At 44.7% G+C, this 16217-nt stretch carries 13 protein-coding genes; 9 read left to right on the top strand and 4 right to left on the bottom strand.

Going from position 1 to position 16217, the window contains the following annotated elements; genetic code table 11:
- Positions 1 to 26 precede the first annotated feature (26 nt).
- The 4 genes from M3P07_RS02860 to M3P07_RS02845 are packed head-to-tail and all read left to right on the top strand — an operon-like array spanning position 27 to position 5531.
- Positions 27 to 1532, top strand: a complete 1506-nt coding sequence (locus tag M3P07_RS02860; RefSeq protein WP_249968386.1) for a glycoside hydrolase family 10-like protein — start codon at positions 27 to 29, stop codon at positions 1530 to 1532.
- Positions 1533 to 1558: 26 nt separating this feature from the next.
- Positions 1559 to 2839 carry an MFS transporter gene (locus tag M3P07_RS02855; protein ID WP_249968385.1) on the top strand — a complete coding sequence of 427 codons (1281 nt, stop codon included), beginning with the start codon at positions 1559 to 1561 and terminating at the stop codon, positions 2837 to 2839.
- Entirely contained in the window at positions 2832 to 4448 is a 1617-nt protein-coding gene (locus M3P07_RS02850) for a glycoside hydrolase family 3 protein (RefSeq protein WP_249968384.1), read from the top strand. Before M3P07_RS02855 ends, M3P07_RS02850 begins: the two co-directional genes overlap by 8 nt.
- A 9-nt stretch (positions 4449 to 4457) precedes the next feature.
- Positions 4458 to 5531, top strand: coding sequence for an anhydro-N-acetylmuramic acid kinase (locus M3P07_RS02845; RefSeq protein ID WP_319946554.1), 1074 nt, complete (start codon positions 4458 to 4460; stop codon positions 5529 to 5531).
- Here the strand turns inward: M3P07_RS02845 and M3P07_RS02840 are convergent.
- Positions 5509 to 6738: a multidrug effflux MFS transporter gene (locus tag M3P07_RS02840; RefSeq protein ID WP_249968382.1), complete on the bottom strand. Its 1230-nt coding sequence runs from the start codon at positions 6736 to 6738 to the stop codon at positions 5509 to 5511. The genes M3P07_RS02845 and M3P07_RS02840 overlap by 23 nt on opposite strands.
- A gap of 188 nt (positions 6739 to 6926) precedes the next feature.
- Here M3P07_RS02840 and M3P07_RS02835 point away from each other — a divergent pair, with 188 nt between their 5' ends.
- Positions 6927 to 7991, top strand: coding sequence for a Gfo/Idh/MocA family oxidoreductase (locus M3P07_RS02835; protein WP_249968381.1), 1065 nt, complete (start codon positions 6927 to 6929; stop codon positions 7989 to 7991).
- A gap of 92 nt (positions 7992 to 8083) precedes the next feature.
- On the opposite strand, the gene M3P07_RS02830 is transcribed toward M3P07_RS02835, so the two are convergent.
- Genes M3P07_RS02830 through M3P07_RS02820 form a run of 3 tightly spaced genes read right to left on the bottom strand, consistent with a single transcriptional unit; the run spans position 8084 to position 11580 of the window.
- Complete coding sequence (locus M3P07_RS02830) at positions 8084 to 9625, bottom strand: acyl-CoA carboxylase subunit beta (RefSeq protein ID WP_249968380.1); 1542 nt, start codon at positions 9623 to 9625, stop codon at positions 8084 to 8086.
- Positions 9626 to 9629: 4 nt separating this feature from the next.
- On the bottom strand, positions 9630 to 11072 hold the full coding sequence (gene accC, locus M3P07_RS02825) for an acetyl-CoA carboxylase biotin carboxylase subunit (protein WP_249968379.1): 1443 nt from the start codon (positions 11070 to 11072) through the stop codon (positions 9630 to 9632).
- 7 nt (positions 11073 to 11079) lie between these two features.
- Entirely contained in the window at positions 11080 to 11580 is a 501-nt protein-coding gene (locus M3P07_RS02820; RefSeq protein ID WP_249968378.1) for an acyl-CoA carboxylase biotin carboxyl carrier protein subunit, read from the bottom strand.
- 179 nt (positions 11581 to 11759) lie between these two features.
- Between M3P07_RS02820 and udk the strand changes: the two genes are divergently transcribed.
- The 4 genes from udk to scpA are packed head-to-tail and all read left to right on the top strand — an operon-like array spanning position 11760 to position 16163.
- Positions 11760 to 12368, top strand: a complete 609-nt coding sequence (gene udk, locus M3P07_RS02815; protein WP_249968377.1) for a uridine kinase — start codon at positions 11760 to 11762, stop codon at positions 12366 to 12368.
- A gap of 1 nt (position 12369) precedes the next feature.
- Positions 12370 to 12702 carry an FtsB family cell division protein gene (locus tag M3P07_RS02810; RefSeq protein WP_249968376.1) on the top strand — a complete coding sequence of 111 codons (333 nt, stop codon included), beginning with the start codon at positions 12370 to 12372 and terminating at the stop codon, positions 12700 to 12702.
- Complete coding sequence (locus M3P07_RS02805; RefSeq protein ID WP_249968375.1) at positions 12695 to 14092, top strand: methylmalonyl-CoA mutase subunit beta; 1398 nt, start codon at positions 12695 to 12697, stop codon at positions 14090 to 14092. The genes M3P07_RS02810 and M3P07_RS02805 overlap by 8 nt, the downstream gene beginning before the upstream one ends.
- Positions 14085 to 16163, top strand: a complete 2079-nt coding sequence (gene scpA / locus M3P07_RS02800) for a methylmalonyl-CoA mutase (protein WP_249968374.1) — start codon at positions 14085 to 14087, stop codon at positions 16161 to 16163. Before M3P07_RS02805 ends, scpA begins: the two co-directional genes overlap by 8 nt.
- The last annotated feature ends 54 nt before the right edge of the window (positions 16164 to 16217 follow it).

Genomic DNA, 16217 nt, shown 5'->3' with positions numbered 1-16217 from the left:
TCAGGAGTAGGCCTTTTTCTTTTTCAATGCGCACGATTGCTTTTTTAATCTTCCCGTTACTTTTTATTTCCTGTTCTGTTTTCAGAGCCCCATCAATAACCCCAAAAACAGAATTTAGAGGAATCTGGATAGCCACTGTGGCGAATATTGACTGGCCTAAAAATGCAAACGACCTTACGGATAAGAAAAAAGCGGATTTTATCCGCATTTTGGATTTCTACCAAAACCTCAACTTCAATGCAGCCATTGTTCAAATTAGAACCGCAGGTGATGCATTGTATCCATCACAACGCTCTCCATGGTCTAAGTATCTAACAGGAAAGCAAGGAGAACCTCCTTCCGATTTTGAAAGTCCGCTGCAATGGATGATCCAGGAAACGCATAAAAGAGGTATGGAATTTCATGCTTGGTTGAATCCCTATAGGGCCACGGTAGATTTAGATACCCTCTCGCTTTCCAAACAACACGATTTTTATCAGCATCCCGAATGGATGGTCAAATACGGTAAGAAATATTACTACAATCCCGGGTTACCAGAAGTTCGAAAAAAGTTTGATTCGATTATTGCGGAACTGGTTCAAAACTATGAGATAGATGCCATTCATTTTGATGATTATTTCTATCCCTATAAAATCAAAGATGAAGTATTTAATGATTCCTTGACTTTTGAGCAATTTGGCCTTCCCGATCAAACCTTGGGAGATTGGCGACGCAGCAATGTGGACTCTCTTGTAAAAAATGTCCATCAAACCATCAAACGCCACAAACCTTGGGTACAGTTTGGGATTAGCCCTTTTGGGGTTTGGAAAAATAAGGGTACCGACCCCAAAGGCTCGGATACCAAAGCAGGGCAAACCACTTTTGAAGATCTTTATGCCGACCCCTTACTATGGACAGAACAGGGTTGGTTGGACTATTTAGCTCCCCAAGTGTATTGGAGCATGGATTATGCTCCGGCCTCCCATCGGATTATCACCGAATGGTGGGAAACCAACGCCAAAGGTGGCAATCTTTACATTGGAAATGGCACCTACAAAATCAAAAACAATGCGGACAAGGCTTGGAACCGAAGAAATGAAATTCCAAAACAGCTACGTTTAGCTAGAGGTTTGGGGAAAATTGACGGGAACATTTTCTTTAGCGCAAAATCATTGATGGGGCAGCATGAGCGGGTCACCAACACCCTAAAGCGAAAATTTTATCGATTTCCAGCGCATAATCCGGTGGGACTTGTAGTATCCAAAAGGGAAATCGCACTACCTGGCATTGCCTCGTACAGAAAACATAACAAAACCTTGGAACTTTGTGTTTCCCATAGCGATACGGTACCAAGATTCCTCAACCTATATCGCTCAAAGAGTAATTTTAAAAGTGGGGATGCCGTAATGGTGGAGAAAAAGTATTTACCGGAAGGCGAACAGGATATGTGCTTGGAAATAAACAGTCTTAGGGTTCCGGCCGGAATAACCATATCCGATGCTTTCGGAAATGAGAGTGAGGTGCTAGTTGTGGAAACCCAAGGAAATAACTGAATAAGCATGCAACGAAATAGATTTAAATGAGTGGTGTAGCAAAAGACAAAGGAGCCTGGGTGTGGGTGCCCATCCTCTATTTTACCCAAGGGATACCCTATATCCTAATTGTAACCGTTTCGGTGATCATGTACAAACGCTTGGGGGTGGGTAATGCGGAAATTGGTCTGTATACCAGCTGGCTTTATTTGCCATGGGTGCTGAAACCGCTTTGGAGTCCCCTTGTGGATTTGAATGGCACCAAAAGAAAATGGTTTCTGGCGATGCAACTGATTGTTTCCCTGGCCTTTTTGGGAATAGGACTTTCATTACCCACCAACGCCTTTTTCTTGGTCTCTCTTGCTTTTTTCTGGATGGCCGCCTTTGCTTCTGCCACCAACGATATTGCTTCAGATGGCTATTATATGATTGGTCTCACCCAAAAAAAACAGTCCTTTTTCATCGGGATGAGGAGTACGTTTTACCGTCTGGCCATGGTAACGGGTCAAGGCCTTTTGGTCATCTTTGCTGGGTATTTGGAAAACCAATATGGGGATAATACCAAGGCTTGGTCCCTCACTATGATCTGTGCTGCAGTCCTCATGTTGATGCTAACGATTTCCAATTTTTTTGCTGCGCCAAAATTTGAGCAGGCGCTGGATCAAAAAACTGACAAACCGGGTAATTTTTGGGAAGTATTTGCCACCTTTTTTAGAAAAAAACAGATTGGGGTCGCCCTTTTGTTTATTCTCACTTATCGGTTGGGGGAATCACAATTGGTGAAAATGGCCTCACCATTTTTACTGGATACAAAGGAAGTCGGAGGTCTTGCCTATTCCACAGAGGCAGTTGGAACAATATACGGTACGGTTGGGGTGATCATGCTTTCGCTGGGTGGTATCATCGGGGGAATTTTAATCTCACGGGATGGCCTAAAAAAATGGATGCTCCCCATGTTGCTGTCACTTAATTTACCCAATATTCTCTATGCCTTATTGGCCTTTACCAAAACCTCCAGCCTCGTTGCTGTCGTGGGCACTGTGGTCGTGGAACAATTTGGTTATGGTTTTGGTTTCGCCGCCTTTCTGATTTACTTGATCTATATAGCCGAGGGAGCCTCCAAAACCTCACATTATGCTATTGCCACCGGCTTTATGGCCTTGGGGATGATGCTTCCAGGAATGTTGAGTGGTTATATCCAGGAATGGTTGGGCTATGACGGTTTCTTTCTTTGGGTTGTTATCGCGGCCCTACCCGCCTTTCTACTCCTCAAATTCTTGAAATACCCTGCCGATTACGGGAAGAAAAATGCCAATTCCAATGAATAATTCATTGCCGAGGTACACAGAAGCCAAAAATAGTTTGTCTTTAAAGCAAAAAGTGGGGCAGCTGTTTATGCCCGCTGCGTTCATCAACGATAGTGAAGAGGAAGTCCAAAAAATGGAGCACCTGATTCGCACCTTGGACATCGGTTCCCTATGTTTCTTCCACAGTAGGGCAAGTGCCGCTACAAATTTTGAAGGCAAAAAAGAGGTGGTCCACAACGAGAAAAGTTATGATCGCCTGGTACAACTTATTGAGCGGTATCAAAAGGCTGCAAAAATCCCATTGCTCATTGCCATTGATGCGGAATGGGGGTTGGCCATGCGGATTGAGAACACCCCGCATTACCCCTACGCCATTACCCTTGGGGCCATACAAGAACAAGATGACCTACTTGTAGAAGTAGGTAAACGAATAGGGTTGGATTGCTTAAAAGCGGGTATGCATTGGAATCTTTCTCCCGTAGTTGACGTAAACAACAATCCGGAAAACCCGGTAATCGGCTATCGTTCATTCGGGGACGATGCAGAAAAAGTGAGCACTAAATCCGAAGCCTTTATCAAAGGAATGTCGAGTGTTGGGGTGCTTAATTCGTTAAAGCACTTTCCAGGTCATGGGGACACGGCCACGGATTCCCACTTAGGGCTTCCGGTAATTGACAAATCAAAGGAGGAGTTGTTGGCCAATGAACTATTCCCATTTAGAAGGTTAGTTGAACAAGGCGTGGATTCGGTAATGGTGGGGCATCTTTCGGTACCATCCTTAGATCCATCTGGAAACCCTGCCACCACCTCCAATCCCATTATCACCAACCTCCTACGCGAAGAACTTGGTTTTAAAGGGGTAATAATTTCGGACGCATTGAACATGCACGCCGTTTCTAAAAAATATTCGATTAAGGGAACGTTGGAAGTAACTGCACTCCAGGCGGGGATGGATATGATGTGCTTTTCCGAATACCCAAAAGAAGGGATTGATGAAATATTAAACGCAGCTTCCGAAACTCGGATCGAAGAGAGTTTTAAAAGGGTCTGGGGATTGAAGGAAAAGGCATTTTTAGGTAAAACCACGGAGACACAAATCATCACCGGGGACGCAGATGCATTAAATAGAAGTTTGGCACAATGCTCCCTTACGGAATATTATGGAAACCCGAATGCCCTTGCCCCTTTGAAAAAAAACGGATTTCTCAACCTCGTCATGGGCAAAAATGACGAAAACAGCTTTTCCCAAGCCATCGAACAAAATACAGGTGAACCCTATCGGCATGTCGGGACAGGTAATCTGGATGAAATCAAAAAAGCGGTTACGGCTGCAGATAATGTTGTGCTCGCCTTGTTCCCACCCGCTGTAAAACCAAAAGGGCTATTCGGGTTTGAACCCTCTATCGTCGAATTCGTGGGGAATCTATTATCCAACAAGAACGTTTTGGTCTATCTTTTCGGAAACCCATACGTGGCCGATGTTTTGGGAGCAGACACCAACTCTAATCTTGTATTTGTCTACCAGGATTTTAGGGCATTTCAAGAAATCGCCTTTGAGCACTTCCAGGGTAAATTGAAAGCCCAGGGGAAACTCCCCATTCAACTCAAATGTCTACAAAACAAAAATTAGCCTATGCAAATGTTTAAAGTATTGGGGTTAATGTCTGGTACTTCCTTGGATGGATTGGATTTGGCCTACTGTCATTTGTGGGAAGAGGGTCAAAACTGGAAATTTTCCATTGAAAAAACCAAGGAGATTGGCTATGGCAGCAAGATGCGAAACCGGCTAAAAAATGCCATCCATCTTACAGATGAAGCACATCGGCAATTGCATGATGAGTATGGGGTATGGTTGGGCGAACAAGTCAAGAGTTTTTTGAAGGAAGCCCATTTGGAAGTTGATTTTGTGGCCAGTCATGGACACACCTCCCACCATAGACCAGAAGATGGTTTTACCTTTCAATTGGGTAATGGGCAATTGTTGGCGGACAACTGTGGCAAAAAAGTGGTCTGCGACTTCCGAACCAAGGATGTTTCCTTAGGGGGTCAAGGTGCTCCTTTGGTTCCTATTGGGGACAGCCTATTGTTCCATCAATATGATTTTTGTTTGAACTTGGGAGGAATCAGCAATATCTCCCTGGAAAAGGATGGAAAACGTATTGCTTACGATATTGGGATGGCCAATATGCCCTTGAATTTTGTTACTGAAAAAATAGGCCTCGCTTACGATGAAAATGGAAATCTCGCGCGTTCAGGAAGCCAAAACTCCGAGTTATTGAACCAACTGAATGCTCTCGAATATTACCAACTGCCCCATCCAAAATCAACGGGGTATGAATGGTTTTCCGAAAAAGTTGTCCCTTTAATTGAAGACACAAAGGCTTCCCATCGCGATTTGCTGCATACCTTGATCCATCACAATTGTGAGCAGATCGCCAAGGAGGTACACCAACATGCTACAGGAAAATTCCAAGAAATCCTGGTCACCGGAGGCGGGGCCCTTAACGCATTTTTTATTGAGGTTCTACAAGAAAAATTGGGACCGAAAATAAAGGTCACCACTCCATCCAGGACACTGATTGCCTATAAGGAAGCGCTGGTGTTTGCCTTGATGGGCGTTTTAAGGGTCCAAGATAAAACCAATGTACTGAGTTCCGTAACGGGATCAAGCGAAGACTCATGTAGTGGGATTATCTTTTACCCACAACATTAGTTGGAAGCACCACTTGCTTGCGCTTTCTTGTGGCTAAAACAATGATCAAAGAAACTATTCCACAAAGGGCCAATCCTGCGAACAGCGGCCAAACACTTTCAGCAATAAAATCTCCAATAAAGGTTGCGATGGGGATGGCCAGTAGGGTGGACACGAAACCATTAATTGCGGCCCCAATACCCGCTATATGCCCTATGGGTTCCATGGCTATGGAGCGATAATTCCCCCACATAAACCCCAGGCAAAAGAACTGAAGGGACAGGAATCCAACCAAAATATAGATATTAGGGTTGGGGGTTCCCCAAAACAGGAAGACATAGACAATTGCTATTATCGAAAAAAAGGAAAGAGCCAGTAAAGACAACTTCCGCATACCAAATCGCATCACCAAGGTCCCGTTCATGAATGTAGACAGTCCAATGGAAATGGCCAAGCCGGCAAAAATGTATGGAAATGCCTCTTTGAGGTCGTATTGGTTCTCAAAAATATGCTGGGACGAACTTAAATAAACCAAAAAGGCCCCAGTGACCAACCCTGAAATAAAGGTAAACACTACAGTATCCCGATACTTGAAGAATTCCCGGACCCCATCCACAAACACATGTCGCGTGAAAGGAATTTTATATTCAGGTTTCAAGGTTTCGGGTTGTCTTCTCCAGAACCAAAGTGCCACTACAAGGGCAAAAAATAGCTGGATATAGAAAATGGCCTCCCATCCAAAAGCATCCAAAACAAGCTTACCAAATGCCGGTGCCACCACAGGAATCAAAATAAAGAAGGCAACCACAAAAGACATCACCTTGGCCATATAGTCTCCCTTGTAGGTATCCCTGATAATGGAAATAGCCAAAGTTCTGGGAGCTGAAAGTCCGATGCCCTGCAGAATCCTACCCACCACCATAACTTCCAAGGAGGGGGCCCAAACGCAAATGACGCTTGCAATAGCGAACAATACGAATCCAAGATAAACCACCGGTTTTCTTCCATAGCAATCGGAAAGGGGGCCAAACACCAATTGGCCTACCCCAAGTCCCAAAAAAATCATAGTGACCAACAACTGATTGTCGGTAGAATTGTAACTCTTGATGGCATCACCAATATTGGAAATTGCAGGAAGAAGTGCATCTATCGCCAATGCAGCAATGGACATCAATGCAGCCATTAAGGCTATAAATTCGAAATTGGGTTTTTGGGCTTCTTTTTGCATGGGGCAAAATTAGGCATCCCCGATGGACCTGTGAAGCTTTTATGATAGTATTAATAGTATCATTTATAGTCAAAGTTTATAGTTTCACAAACCCGGCTTTATCTAGACATAATGTAACACAATTACCAATCTCCCAGATAACCAAAACAGCAACTGAATGCCTATATTTGATTGTATTCTAAAGGATTATGAAAACACTAAAAACACTGGTCGTCGGCTGCGGAAATATGGGAACCTCCCATGCCCGTGCCTATCATAAATTGGACGGATTTGAGATTGTGGGCCTTGTAAGTAGAGGGGCAAAAAGCCGGGAACGTCTGTCCATAGAACTCAATGGGCTTCCAACGTTTGCAGATTATGAAGAGGCCCTTGAAACAATTCAACCGGATGTGGTTTCCATCAACACCTATCCAGATACCCACTTCCACTATGTAAAAAAAGCGTTGGAAGCCAATGCCCATGTGTTCGTGGAAAAACCCCTTGCACTAACCGTGGAAGAGGCACAAACACTGGTGGAATTGTCCCAGAAAAAGAGAAAAAAGATGGTAGTCGGGTATATCTTAAGAGTACATCCCACTTGGACCAAATTTACCGAAATGGCACAACATTTGGGCAAACCCTTGGTCATGCGCATGAACCTGAACCAACAAAGTTCGGGGGATCAATGGTTTACCCATAAACAACTTATGCAATCCATGTCACCCATTGTAGATTGTGGGGTACATTATGTGGACATTATGTGTTCCATGGTGCAATCCAACCCGGTAAGTGTTTCGGCCATTGGGGCGCGATTGTCCCATGAGGTTGATGCCGATATGTACAATTATGGTCAACTTCAAGTGCGCTTTGAAGACGGTTCTGTTGGTTGGTACGAAGCTGGTTGGGGACCCATGATGAGCGAAAATGCCTTTTTTATCAAGGACGTGATTGGCCCCAAGGGCTGCGTTTCCATCAGTGATGCGGATAAAGGTGCCTCCGAGGATATCGAAGGGCATACTAAAACAGGAAGTCTGAAATTACACCACAGTATCCTTGATTCGGAAGGTAACTTTGCGAAAAGTGATGAATTTATCAATACGGCGGATGAGCCTGATCATGACGGGCTTTGTCTCTTGGAGCAGGAATATCTTTTGGACTGTATTGTGTACGACCGGGACCTCACCCATCATCTAAATGATGCGGTAAACAGCCTAAAGGTTGTTCTCGCCGCGGATGAATCCGTAAAAACAGGAAAAACCGTTTTTTTGAGGTAACTCCAAATTTTCCATTTTCTGGTCGAGCGCTGTCAAATCACACTACATCAAAAAAAGAATATTTTTTGAACACCCATTGCTACGTCAACGATTTATAGGGGAATGTTCCCATGTTTTTTTCTAGGGCTCACCACTTCCTTTTTCTCTAACATGGCGAAGGCTTTCAGCAACTTTCGTCTGGTATCTTTCGGAAGAATCACCTCATCGATAAAACCACGTCTAGCAGCGCGGTACGGATTGGCGAACTTATCGGCATATTCTGTTTCTTTCTCTTTAAGCTTGGCGGCCGGGTCATCTGCAGCCGCTATTTCCCTTCTGAAAATTATCTCACTGGCACCTTTGGCCCCCATTACAGCAATTTCCGCGCTGGGCCAGGCAAAGTTGAAATCAGCCCCAATATGCTTGGAATTCATCACGTCATACGCTCCACCATAGGCCTTTCTAGTAATAACTGTCACCCGAGGTACTGTCGCTTCACTAAGGGCATAAAGTAGTTTGGCGCCGTGCATTATAATTCCTGACCATTCTTGGTCGGTACCAGGCAGGAATCCGGGCACATCCACCAAGACCAATAATGGAATATTAAAAGCATCGCAAAAACGGGTAAACCGGGCAGCCTTTCTGGAACTTTTCACCCCCAATACCCCGGCTAGGAACATGGGCTGATTGGCAATAATACCAACACTCCTACCCCCTAACCTAGCAAAGCCTACAATAATATTTTCTGCATAATCCTTATGGATCTCATAAAAAGAATCGTCATCAATAATGCCATTGATCACATCGTGCATGTCATAGGGTTTGTTGGGATTATCGGGAACAATATTGGAAAGGACTTCCCTGACCTCATCACCCAATTGAAATTCCAACTTTTTAGGGGTTTCCTTGTTGTTTTGGGGTAGATATTCCAACAAGGCGCGGATATCATCCAAGCAAGCTGCATCGTTGGCCGAAATTTTATGGGCCACTCCGGATTTACTGGCATGGGTATTCGCGCCTCCGAGTTCTTCCGAGGTAACTTCCTCGTTAGTAACTGTTTTTACAACGTTTGGGCCTGTTACAAACATATAACTTGTCTCTTCCACCATCACAATAAAATCGGTCATGGCGGGTGAGTATACAGCCCCTCCTGCACAAGGACCCATCACTGCTGAAATCTGCGGAATAACCCCGGAGGCCTGTACATTTCTATAAAATATGTCCGCATAACCCCCCAAAGACTTTACTCCTTCCTGTATCCGGGCACCCCCTGAATCGTTTAGGCCGATTATGGGCGCACCCACCTTCATGGCCAAATCCATCACCTTACAAATCTTTTCTGCATGGGTTTCGGACAAAGCCCCTCCAAAAACGGTAAAATCCTGGGCGTAAATATATACCAACCTGCCGTTGATGGTTCCATAGCCGGTAACCACGCCATCTCCATAATACACTTCTTTGTCCATGCCAAAATCGGTGGTTCGGTGCGTGACCAAAATTCCCATTTCCTCAAAAGATCCTTCATCTAAAAGATAATGGACACGCTCCCGTGCTGTGAGTTTTTTCTTTTGATGCTGTTTTTCTATCCGTTTTTCGCCGCCTCCTAAACGGGCCTCGGCCAATTTTTCATTTAAGGTTTTTATCTTGGAATCCATGCGTTTAGTTTGTGGGTAGCTTAATTATTTTTTGATCCTCTAAATATTGGTACAGGGCCATAAGGGCAGCAATTTCTGCTTCAGCCTTGTTTTTCTCCATAATCTTTTCAGGGGAATAATAATTTTTTACAAAGTGCGTATCAAAATTCCCTGAGCGGAAAGCCTCGTGCTCCATCACAAAAGCTCCAAAAGGTAAGGTGGTACGTACTCCTTTTATTTTGTAATCCCGAATGGCCACCAACATCAACCCGATCGCTTCTTCCCTGGTTTTACCATAGGTAATTAGCTTGGACAACATCGGGTCGTAATAAATGGGGACATTCATCCCTTCCTCGAAGCCGTTATCGACCCGAATTCCGTCCCCGACAGGTAACTGATATGTTTCCAAATTTCCGACACTAGGTAGAAAATCGTTCATAGGGTCTTCGGCATACACCCTTAGTTCCATGGCATGTCCATTGATTTGCAGGTCCTCCTGCTTCATGGGAAGTATTTCACCCCGAGCTACTTTTATTTGGAGTTCCACAAGATCGACCCCAGTTATCATCTCGGTTACAGGATGCTCCACTTGTAATCTAGTATTCATTTCAAGGAAGTAAAAATTGAGGTCGGCATCCATTAAAAACTCCACGGTTCCCGCTCCCACATAGTCGCAGGCTCTGGCCACTTTGGTCGCGGCCACCCCCATGGCTTCTCGAAGGGCCGGGGTTAATATGGACGATGGTGCCTCTTCCACTACTTTTTGATGCCGTCTTTGCACACTACACTCCCGTTCAAAAAAGTGAAGGACATTACCATGGGTATCGGCCATCACCTGAATTTCTATATGTCTTGGGGAGGTCACATATTTTTCAACAAAAACGGAACCGTCCCCAAATGCGGATGTGGCCTCGCTGATGGCTCTTTCCATCCCCGATTCCAGGTCTTCCTTTTTCTCAACAATCCGCATCCCTTTTCCACCTCCTCCTGCGGAGGCCTTGATCAAAACGGGGTAGCCTATTTCATCTGCAATTTTATGGGCGGTCGCCACATCGGTAATGGCTTCATCGATTCCGGGTACCATGGGAATGTCATAGGCCTTCACCGCCTCTTTTGCAGCAAGCTTGCTACCCATGACCCTAATGGCCTTGGATTTGGGGCCAATAAAGGTGATCCCCTTCTTCTCCACCGCATCGGCAAAGTCGGCATTCTCGCTTAAAAACCCGTAACCTGGATGGATTCCATCCACCTGTAGTTCTTTTGCTACATCAATAATTTTGTCACCGAGCAGGTACGATTGATTAGAAGGAGCTTCACCAATACAAACCGCTTCATCCGCAAATTGGACATGGGGAGCGTTTCTGTCCGCTTCAGAAAAGACCGCCACAGTGCGTATCCCCATTTTCTTTGCCGTCCGCATGACCCTAATGGCAATTTCTCCACGATTGGCAACCAGTATTTTTTTCATAGTACGTTTATTCAAATTCGATAAGCAATTGACTTTTATCTACTGCATCACCTTGCTTTACTGCAATTTTTTTGATGGTCCCTGCGCGTGGGGAAGAGATAATGTTCTCCATTTTCATGGCTTCAAGAATGACCAAAGCATCGTCTTCCTCAACCTCCTGCCCCTCCTTTACCGAGATGTCCAGAATCAATCCGGGCATTGGGGCCACAATGGTATTGATGTTCTTTGTTCCCTCGGTGGCAAAGCCCATCTTTTGGATAAGTGCATCCAAGGGAGTGTTTATTTTAGTTTGGTATTCACTTCCATTGACCATAAGCGTATAGGTCCGGTCATTAATATTGGAACTTGCCACTTGTATATGGTATGAAGTCCCATCCTTCAGCAAATGATAATGACCTCCATGGGTTTTAAGGAGGTCAAGGGCAGTTATATCGTCCTCGGATAAGTGAAAATCCGGTTGTCCATCAACCTTAATGGTAAAGGATTTTTCCATAAAGAAAGTACTCATTTGTTAGCTATATAAATATAAGGTTAAAGCTGTGTTCCAGAACAAAACTATACCTATTTCCTTTCAGGATTCATGACAATGGTCATTCGTTTTTACGCCAAAGTCAACTAACTATGCAATGGGAACGGAACATAGAAAATCTTATCAATTGCTTACTTTTGACATTAAAATTATTATTTATGCTAATCTTGGGTATCGCCGGTGGTACTGGTTGCGGTAAGACTACCGTAGTTAATCAAATAGTTGAGGAACTGCCTGAAAATGAAGTTGGTGTCATTTCCCAAGATTCCTATTACAACGACCTTTCCCATCTCACCAAAGAAGAGCGGGGAAAAGTGAATTTTGACCACCCTAATTCCATTGATTTTGAACTGCTCATCTCCCATTTGCAACAGTTAAAGGAAGGGAAGTCGATACAAAAACCCATGTATTCCTTTGTGGAAGAAACCCGATTGGAAGACACTATTCTAACCCCACCCAGGAAGGTGATGATAGTTGAAGGTATTTTGGTGCTAAGCAATCCCTTGCTTCGAGATATGTTCGATATCAAAATCTACGTGCATGCCGATTCTGATGAACGTCTTATCAGAAGGTTGCAAAGGGATATCAAAGAACGGGGACATGATTTGGAAAAGGTTTTGACCCGGTATCAAACTGCGGTAAAACCGATGCACGAGCAATTTATCGAACCCTCCAAGGAATTCGCTGACATCATCATCCCCAATAACCATTACAATACCGTGGCCGTGGATATGGTCCGAACCATTATTAACGAAAGGCTGGGCTGATATGGGGCTAAAAGATATATACAACAAACGGTGGTTCAAGTTTATGCGGAACATCTATGTTCTGGTACTGACCGTTTTTGTAATCTGGATGATTTTCTTTGATGCCAATTCCCTGCTCATTCATAGGGAGTTGAACCAGGAAATAAAAAAACTTGAAAAGCAAAAGGAGTTTCTCGAGGGGGAGATCGACAAGGACAAATCGATTTTGGACAAATTGTCGGACAAGGAGGAATTGGAAAAATTTGCCCGGGAAAAGTACTATATGAAGAAGGAAAAGGAAGAAATCTTCCTGATTGAATATGAAGACAGTCTTAAGACAAAAAAAGATGGATAGCCCAAATTTGTTTGATGAATTCCCTTCAGTTTCTTCTAAGCAATGGAAACATAAGATCCAATTTGATCTAAAGGGAGCGGATTATAACGAATCTTTGGTTTGGGAATCATTGGAAGGTATCAAGGTCAAGCCCTTTTACCATCCCGATGACCTTCAAAATCTAAAAACATTCCAACTGTCCCGCACCCAAGGCTGGAAAATTGCACAAACCATCTATGCTGGCGATGCAAAAAAGGCCAATGTACGAATGCACGACCTTCTTCAAAGGGGGGCGGAGAGCCTCATATTGACTATTCCTCAAGGGGATTTGGATTTTTCCCTTTTGTTTCAAGGCATTGATATAGCGAAAACGCCTCTTCACTTTAACTTTAAACCCATTGATGGAGTTACCACAAAACAATTATTTGAATTCTTAAAGAGCAAAGGGGGTTCCCGGTTTTTTCATATAGATCTCATTGGAAATCTGGCCCGAACTGGGAATTGGTACCAGAATTTGGAAAAAGACCATGGGTTGCTTGAGAAAATATTCAGTTGGTCCGTGGAACAAGAGGTCGGAATTGTACTTGGGGTTGATGTATCCTTATACCAAAATGCAGGAGCCAATATGGTACAGCAACTGGCTTACGGCCTTGCGCACGCCAACGAATATTTGAATCTTTTTAGCAAGCAAACCACCGTAGCTGCGCTAAAATCCACGACCCTTGCCTTTAAAGTAGCTGTGGGGGGAAACTATTTCTTTGAAATAGCCAAATTAAGGGCATTGCGATGGCTCTGGAAATCCATTGCCCCAGCTTACGGACTTGAGTCGGATTGCCACATTTTGGCGCTTCCGTCGAAAAGGAACAAAACACTTTACGATTACAACGTGAACCTACTCCGAACAACCTCCGAGTGCATGTCTGCTATTTTGGGGGGAGCAGATACTTTGTGCAATCTACCCTACGATGCCATATACCACAAGGACAATAAATTTGCCGATAGAATCGCGAGAAATCAAGCCGTGCTCCTAAAGGAGGAAAGCTATTTTGAACACGGGGACAAAGTGGCTGAGGGCAATTATTATATAGAATCCCTCACCCAACAATTGGCTGAAAAAAGCCTTGATTTGTTTAAGCAAATTGAACAATCTGGAGGATTTCTAGGAGAACTGAAAAAGGGCAATATTCAACGGAAGATCAAGGAAAGTGCGGCCAAAGAGCAATTGCTGTTCGATGAAGGTGAAATTACGCTTTTGGGTACCAACAAATACCAAAACCCAATGGACCGCATGAAGGATGAAATGGAGCTCTATCCGTTTACAAAGACCCATCCGAGAAAAACGATTCTGGAACCGATTATAGAAAAGCGACTGGCGGAAAAAGTGGAACAAAAAAGATTGGACAATGAGTAGGAAAGATGTAAGCAAGCTCCAATTGGTATCCGGTTCTTCATCCAGCGAAGTTGGAACCACCAAACCCGATTTTGCCGATTTTGCTGCGGGCATCCCTCCCTTTCTGCGCGGACCCTATTCCACCATGTATGTGCGACGGCCTTGGACCATAAGGCAATACGCAGGATTTTCCACCGCCGAGGAAAGCAATGCCTTTTACCGGAGAAATCTGGAAGCGGGCCAAAAAGGGCTCTCCGTAGCGTTTGACCTTCCTACCCACAGAGGTTACGACAGCGATAACGAACGTGTGGTCGGGGATGTTGGGAAGGCAGGTGTGGCCATCGATTCCGTTGAGGACATGAAGGTGCTTTTCGATGGGATTCCGTTGGATAAAATGTCGGTTTCCATGACCATGAACGGGGCGGTTATCCCCATTATGGCGTTTTATATTGTTGCCGCCTTGGAGCAAGGCGTATCCATGAAGCAACTTTCAGGCACCATCCAGAACGACATTCTGAAGGAATTTATGGTGCGAAACACCTACATCTATCCACCAGCACCTTCCATGCAGTTGGTCGCGGACATCTTCGAATTTACAAGTCGAAATATGCACCGTTTCAACAGCATTAGCATCTCGGGGTATCACATGCACGAGGCCGGGGCACCTGCCGCAATGGAATTGGCCTATACCCTTTCTGATGGAGTTGAATACATTCGGACCGGAATAAAAGCTGGGCTCAAAATAGATGATTTTGCTCCGCGATTGTCCTTTTTCTGGGGAATTGGAATGAACCATTTTACGGAGATTGCCAAAATGAGGGCCGGACGTATGCTTTGGGCCAAATTGGTAAAAGCCTTCGAACCCCAAAATGAAAAATCGTTGATGCTTCGAACCCATAGCCAGACCAGTGGCTGGAGTTTAACGGAGCAAGACCCCTTTAACAATGTGGCCCGGACAACCATCGAAGCCATGGCGGCAGCATTTGGGGGCACCCAAAGTCTGCATACCAATGCCTTGGATGAGGCCATTGCCCTCCCAACGGATTTTTCAGCCAGGATTGCCAGAAACACACAAATCTATCTGCAACAGGAAACCCATATTACAAAAACCGTGGACCCCTGGGCCGGAAGCCATGTCGTGGAACAATTGACCCAAGATATAGCTGAGGAAGCATGGGAGCTTATCCAGGAAGTTGAGAAATTGGGCGGAATGACCAAGGCCATTGAAGCTGGTATTCCCAAAATGCGAATCGAAGAAGCTGCGGCCAAAAAACAAGCTCGGATTGATAGCGGACAAGACGCCATTGTTGGGGTCAACAAATACCAACTTGAGGATGAGGACGAGCTGCAAATTCTGGAAGTGGACAATGATAAGGTAAGAAAACAACAGGTTGCACAGCTGCAAAAAATTCGAGCTTCTAGGGATGAGGAAGCAGTGGGCCAGGCATTGCAAAACATTACCGAAGCATCCCAAAAGGCCATGGAAAACGATGCTGATCGTGGAAATTTGCTAGCTTTAGCCGTGGAGGCCGCCAAGGAAAGGGCTTCCTTAGGTGAAATCAGTGATGCCATGGAAAAGGCCTTTGGCCGTTACCAAGCAAAAATTCAATCGTTTACCGGAGTGTATTCCAAAGAAATCAAAAATGACCAAAGTTTCGAGAAGGCCAGAAAGATGGCAGACGAATTTGCTTTGGACGAAGGACGAAGACCCAGGATAATGGTGGCCAAAATGGGGCAGGATGGTCATGATCGCGGGGCCAAAGTTGTTGCCACAGGATATGCCGATCTTGGGTTTGATGTGGACATCGGGCCTTTGTTCCAAACTCCAGCCGAAGTGGCCAAGCAAGCCATCGAAAACGATGTGCACGTACTTGGTATATCCTCCTTGGCCGGCGGACATAAAACCCTCGTTCCGGAAGTGGTAAAAGAACTCAAAAGCCACGGAAGGGAAGACATCATGGTCATTGTTGGGGGAGTTATTCCAAAACAGGATTACAACCACTTGATGGAACATGGTGCAGTTGCGGTCTTTGGCCCTGGTACCAAAATCAGTGAAGCAGCTATCGAAATCTTAAAGATTTTGATGGATTAGGGCTTCATAATACCCTCGCATATACAACTTTAACTTTCTTTAACTCCACATGTT

The sequence above is a fragment of the Flagellimonas myxillae genome (assembly GCF_023502235.1).
GTDB lineage: Bacteria > Bacteroidota > Bacteroidia > Flavobacteriales > Flavobacteriaceae > Flagellimonas > Flagellimonas myxillae.
The sequence above is the reverse complement of the archived record's forward strand: the minus strand, read 5'-3'. Positions and strand labels throughout refer to the sequence as shown.

Bases quoted from the DNA above. Each gene is read 5' to 3' on its own strand.
- M3P07_RS02805 (WP_249968375.1), top strand. From the start codon at position 12,695: ATGGATAGCCCAAATTTGTTTGATGAATTCCCTTCAGTTTCTTCTAAG.
- M3P07_RS02860 (WP_249968386.1), top strand. From the start codon at position 27: ATGCGCACGATTGCTTTTTTAATCTTCCCGTTACTTTTTATTTCCTGT.
- M3P07_RS02855 (WP_249968385.1), top strand. From the start codon at position 1,559: ATGAGTGGTGTAGCAAAAGACAAAGGAGCCTGGGTGTGGGTGCCCATC.
- scpA (WP_249968374.1), top strand. From the start codon at position 14,085: ATGAGTAGGAAAGATGTAAGCAAGCTCCAATTGGTATCCGGTTCTTCA.
- M3P07_RS02845 (WP_319946554.1), top strand. From the start codon at position 4,458: ATGTTTAAAGTATTGGGGTTAATGTCTGGTACTTCCTTGGATGGATTG.
- accC (WP_249968379.1), bottom strand. From the start codon at position 11,072: ATGAAAAAAATACTGGTTGCCAATCGTGGAGAAATTGCCATTAGGGTC.
- M3P07_RS02840 (WP_249968382.1), bottom strand. From the start codon at position 6,738: ATGCAAAAAGAAGCCCAAAAACCCAATTTCGAATTTATAGCCTTAATG.
- M3P07_RS02810 (WP_249968376.1), top strand. From the start codon at position 12,370: ATGGGGCTAAAAGATATATACAACAAACGGTGGTTCAAGTTTATGCGG.
- M3P07_RS02830 (WP_249968380.1), bottom strand. From the start codon at position 9,625: ATGGATTCCAAGATAAAAACCTTAAATGAAAAATTGGCCGAGGCCCGT.
- M3P07_RS02850 (WP_249968384.1), top strand. From the start codon at position 2,832: ATGAATAATTCATTGCCGAGGTACACAGAAGCCAAAAATAGTTTGTCT.
- M3P07_RS02835 (WP_249968381.1), top strand. From the start codon at position 6,927: ATGAAAACACTAAAAACACTGGTCGTCGGCTGCGGAAATATGGGAACC.
- udk (WP_249968377.1), top strand. From the start codon at position 11,760: ATGCTAATCTTGGGTATCGCCGGTGGTACTGGTTGCGGTAAGACTACC.
- M3P07_RS02820 (WP_249968378.1), bottom strand. From the start codon at position 11,580: ATGAGTACTTTCTTTATGGAAAAATCCTTTACCATTAAGGTTGATGGA.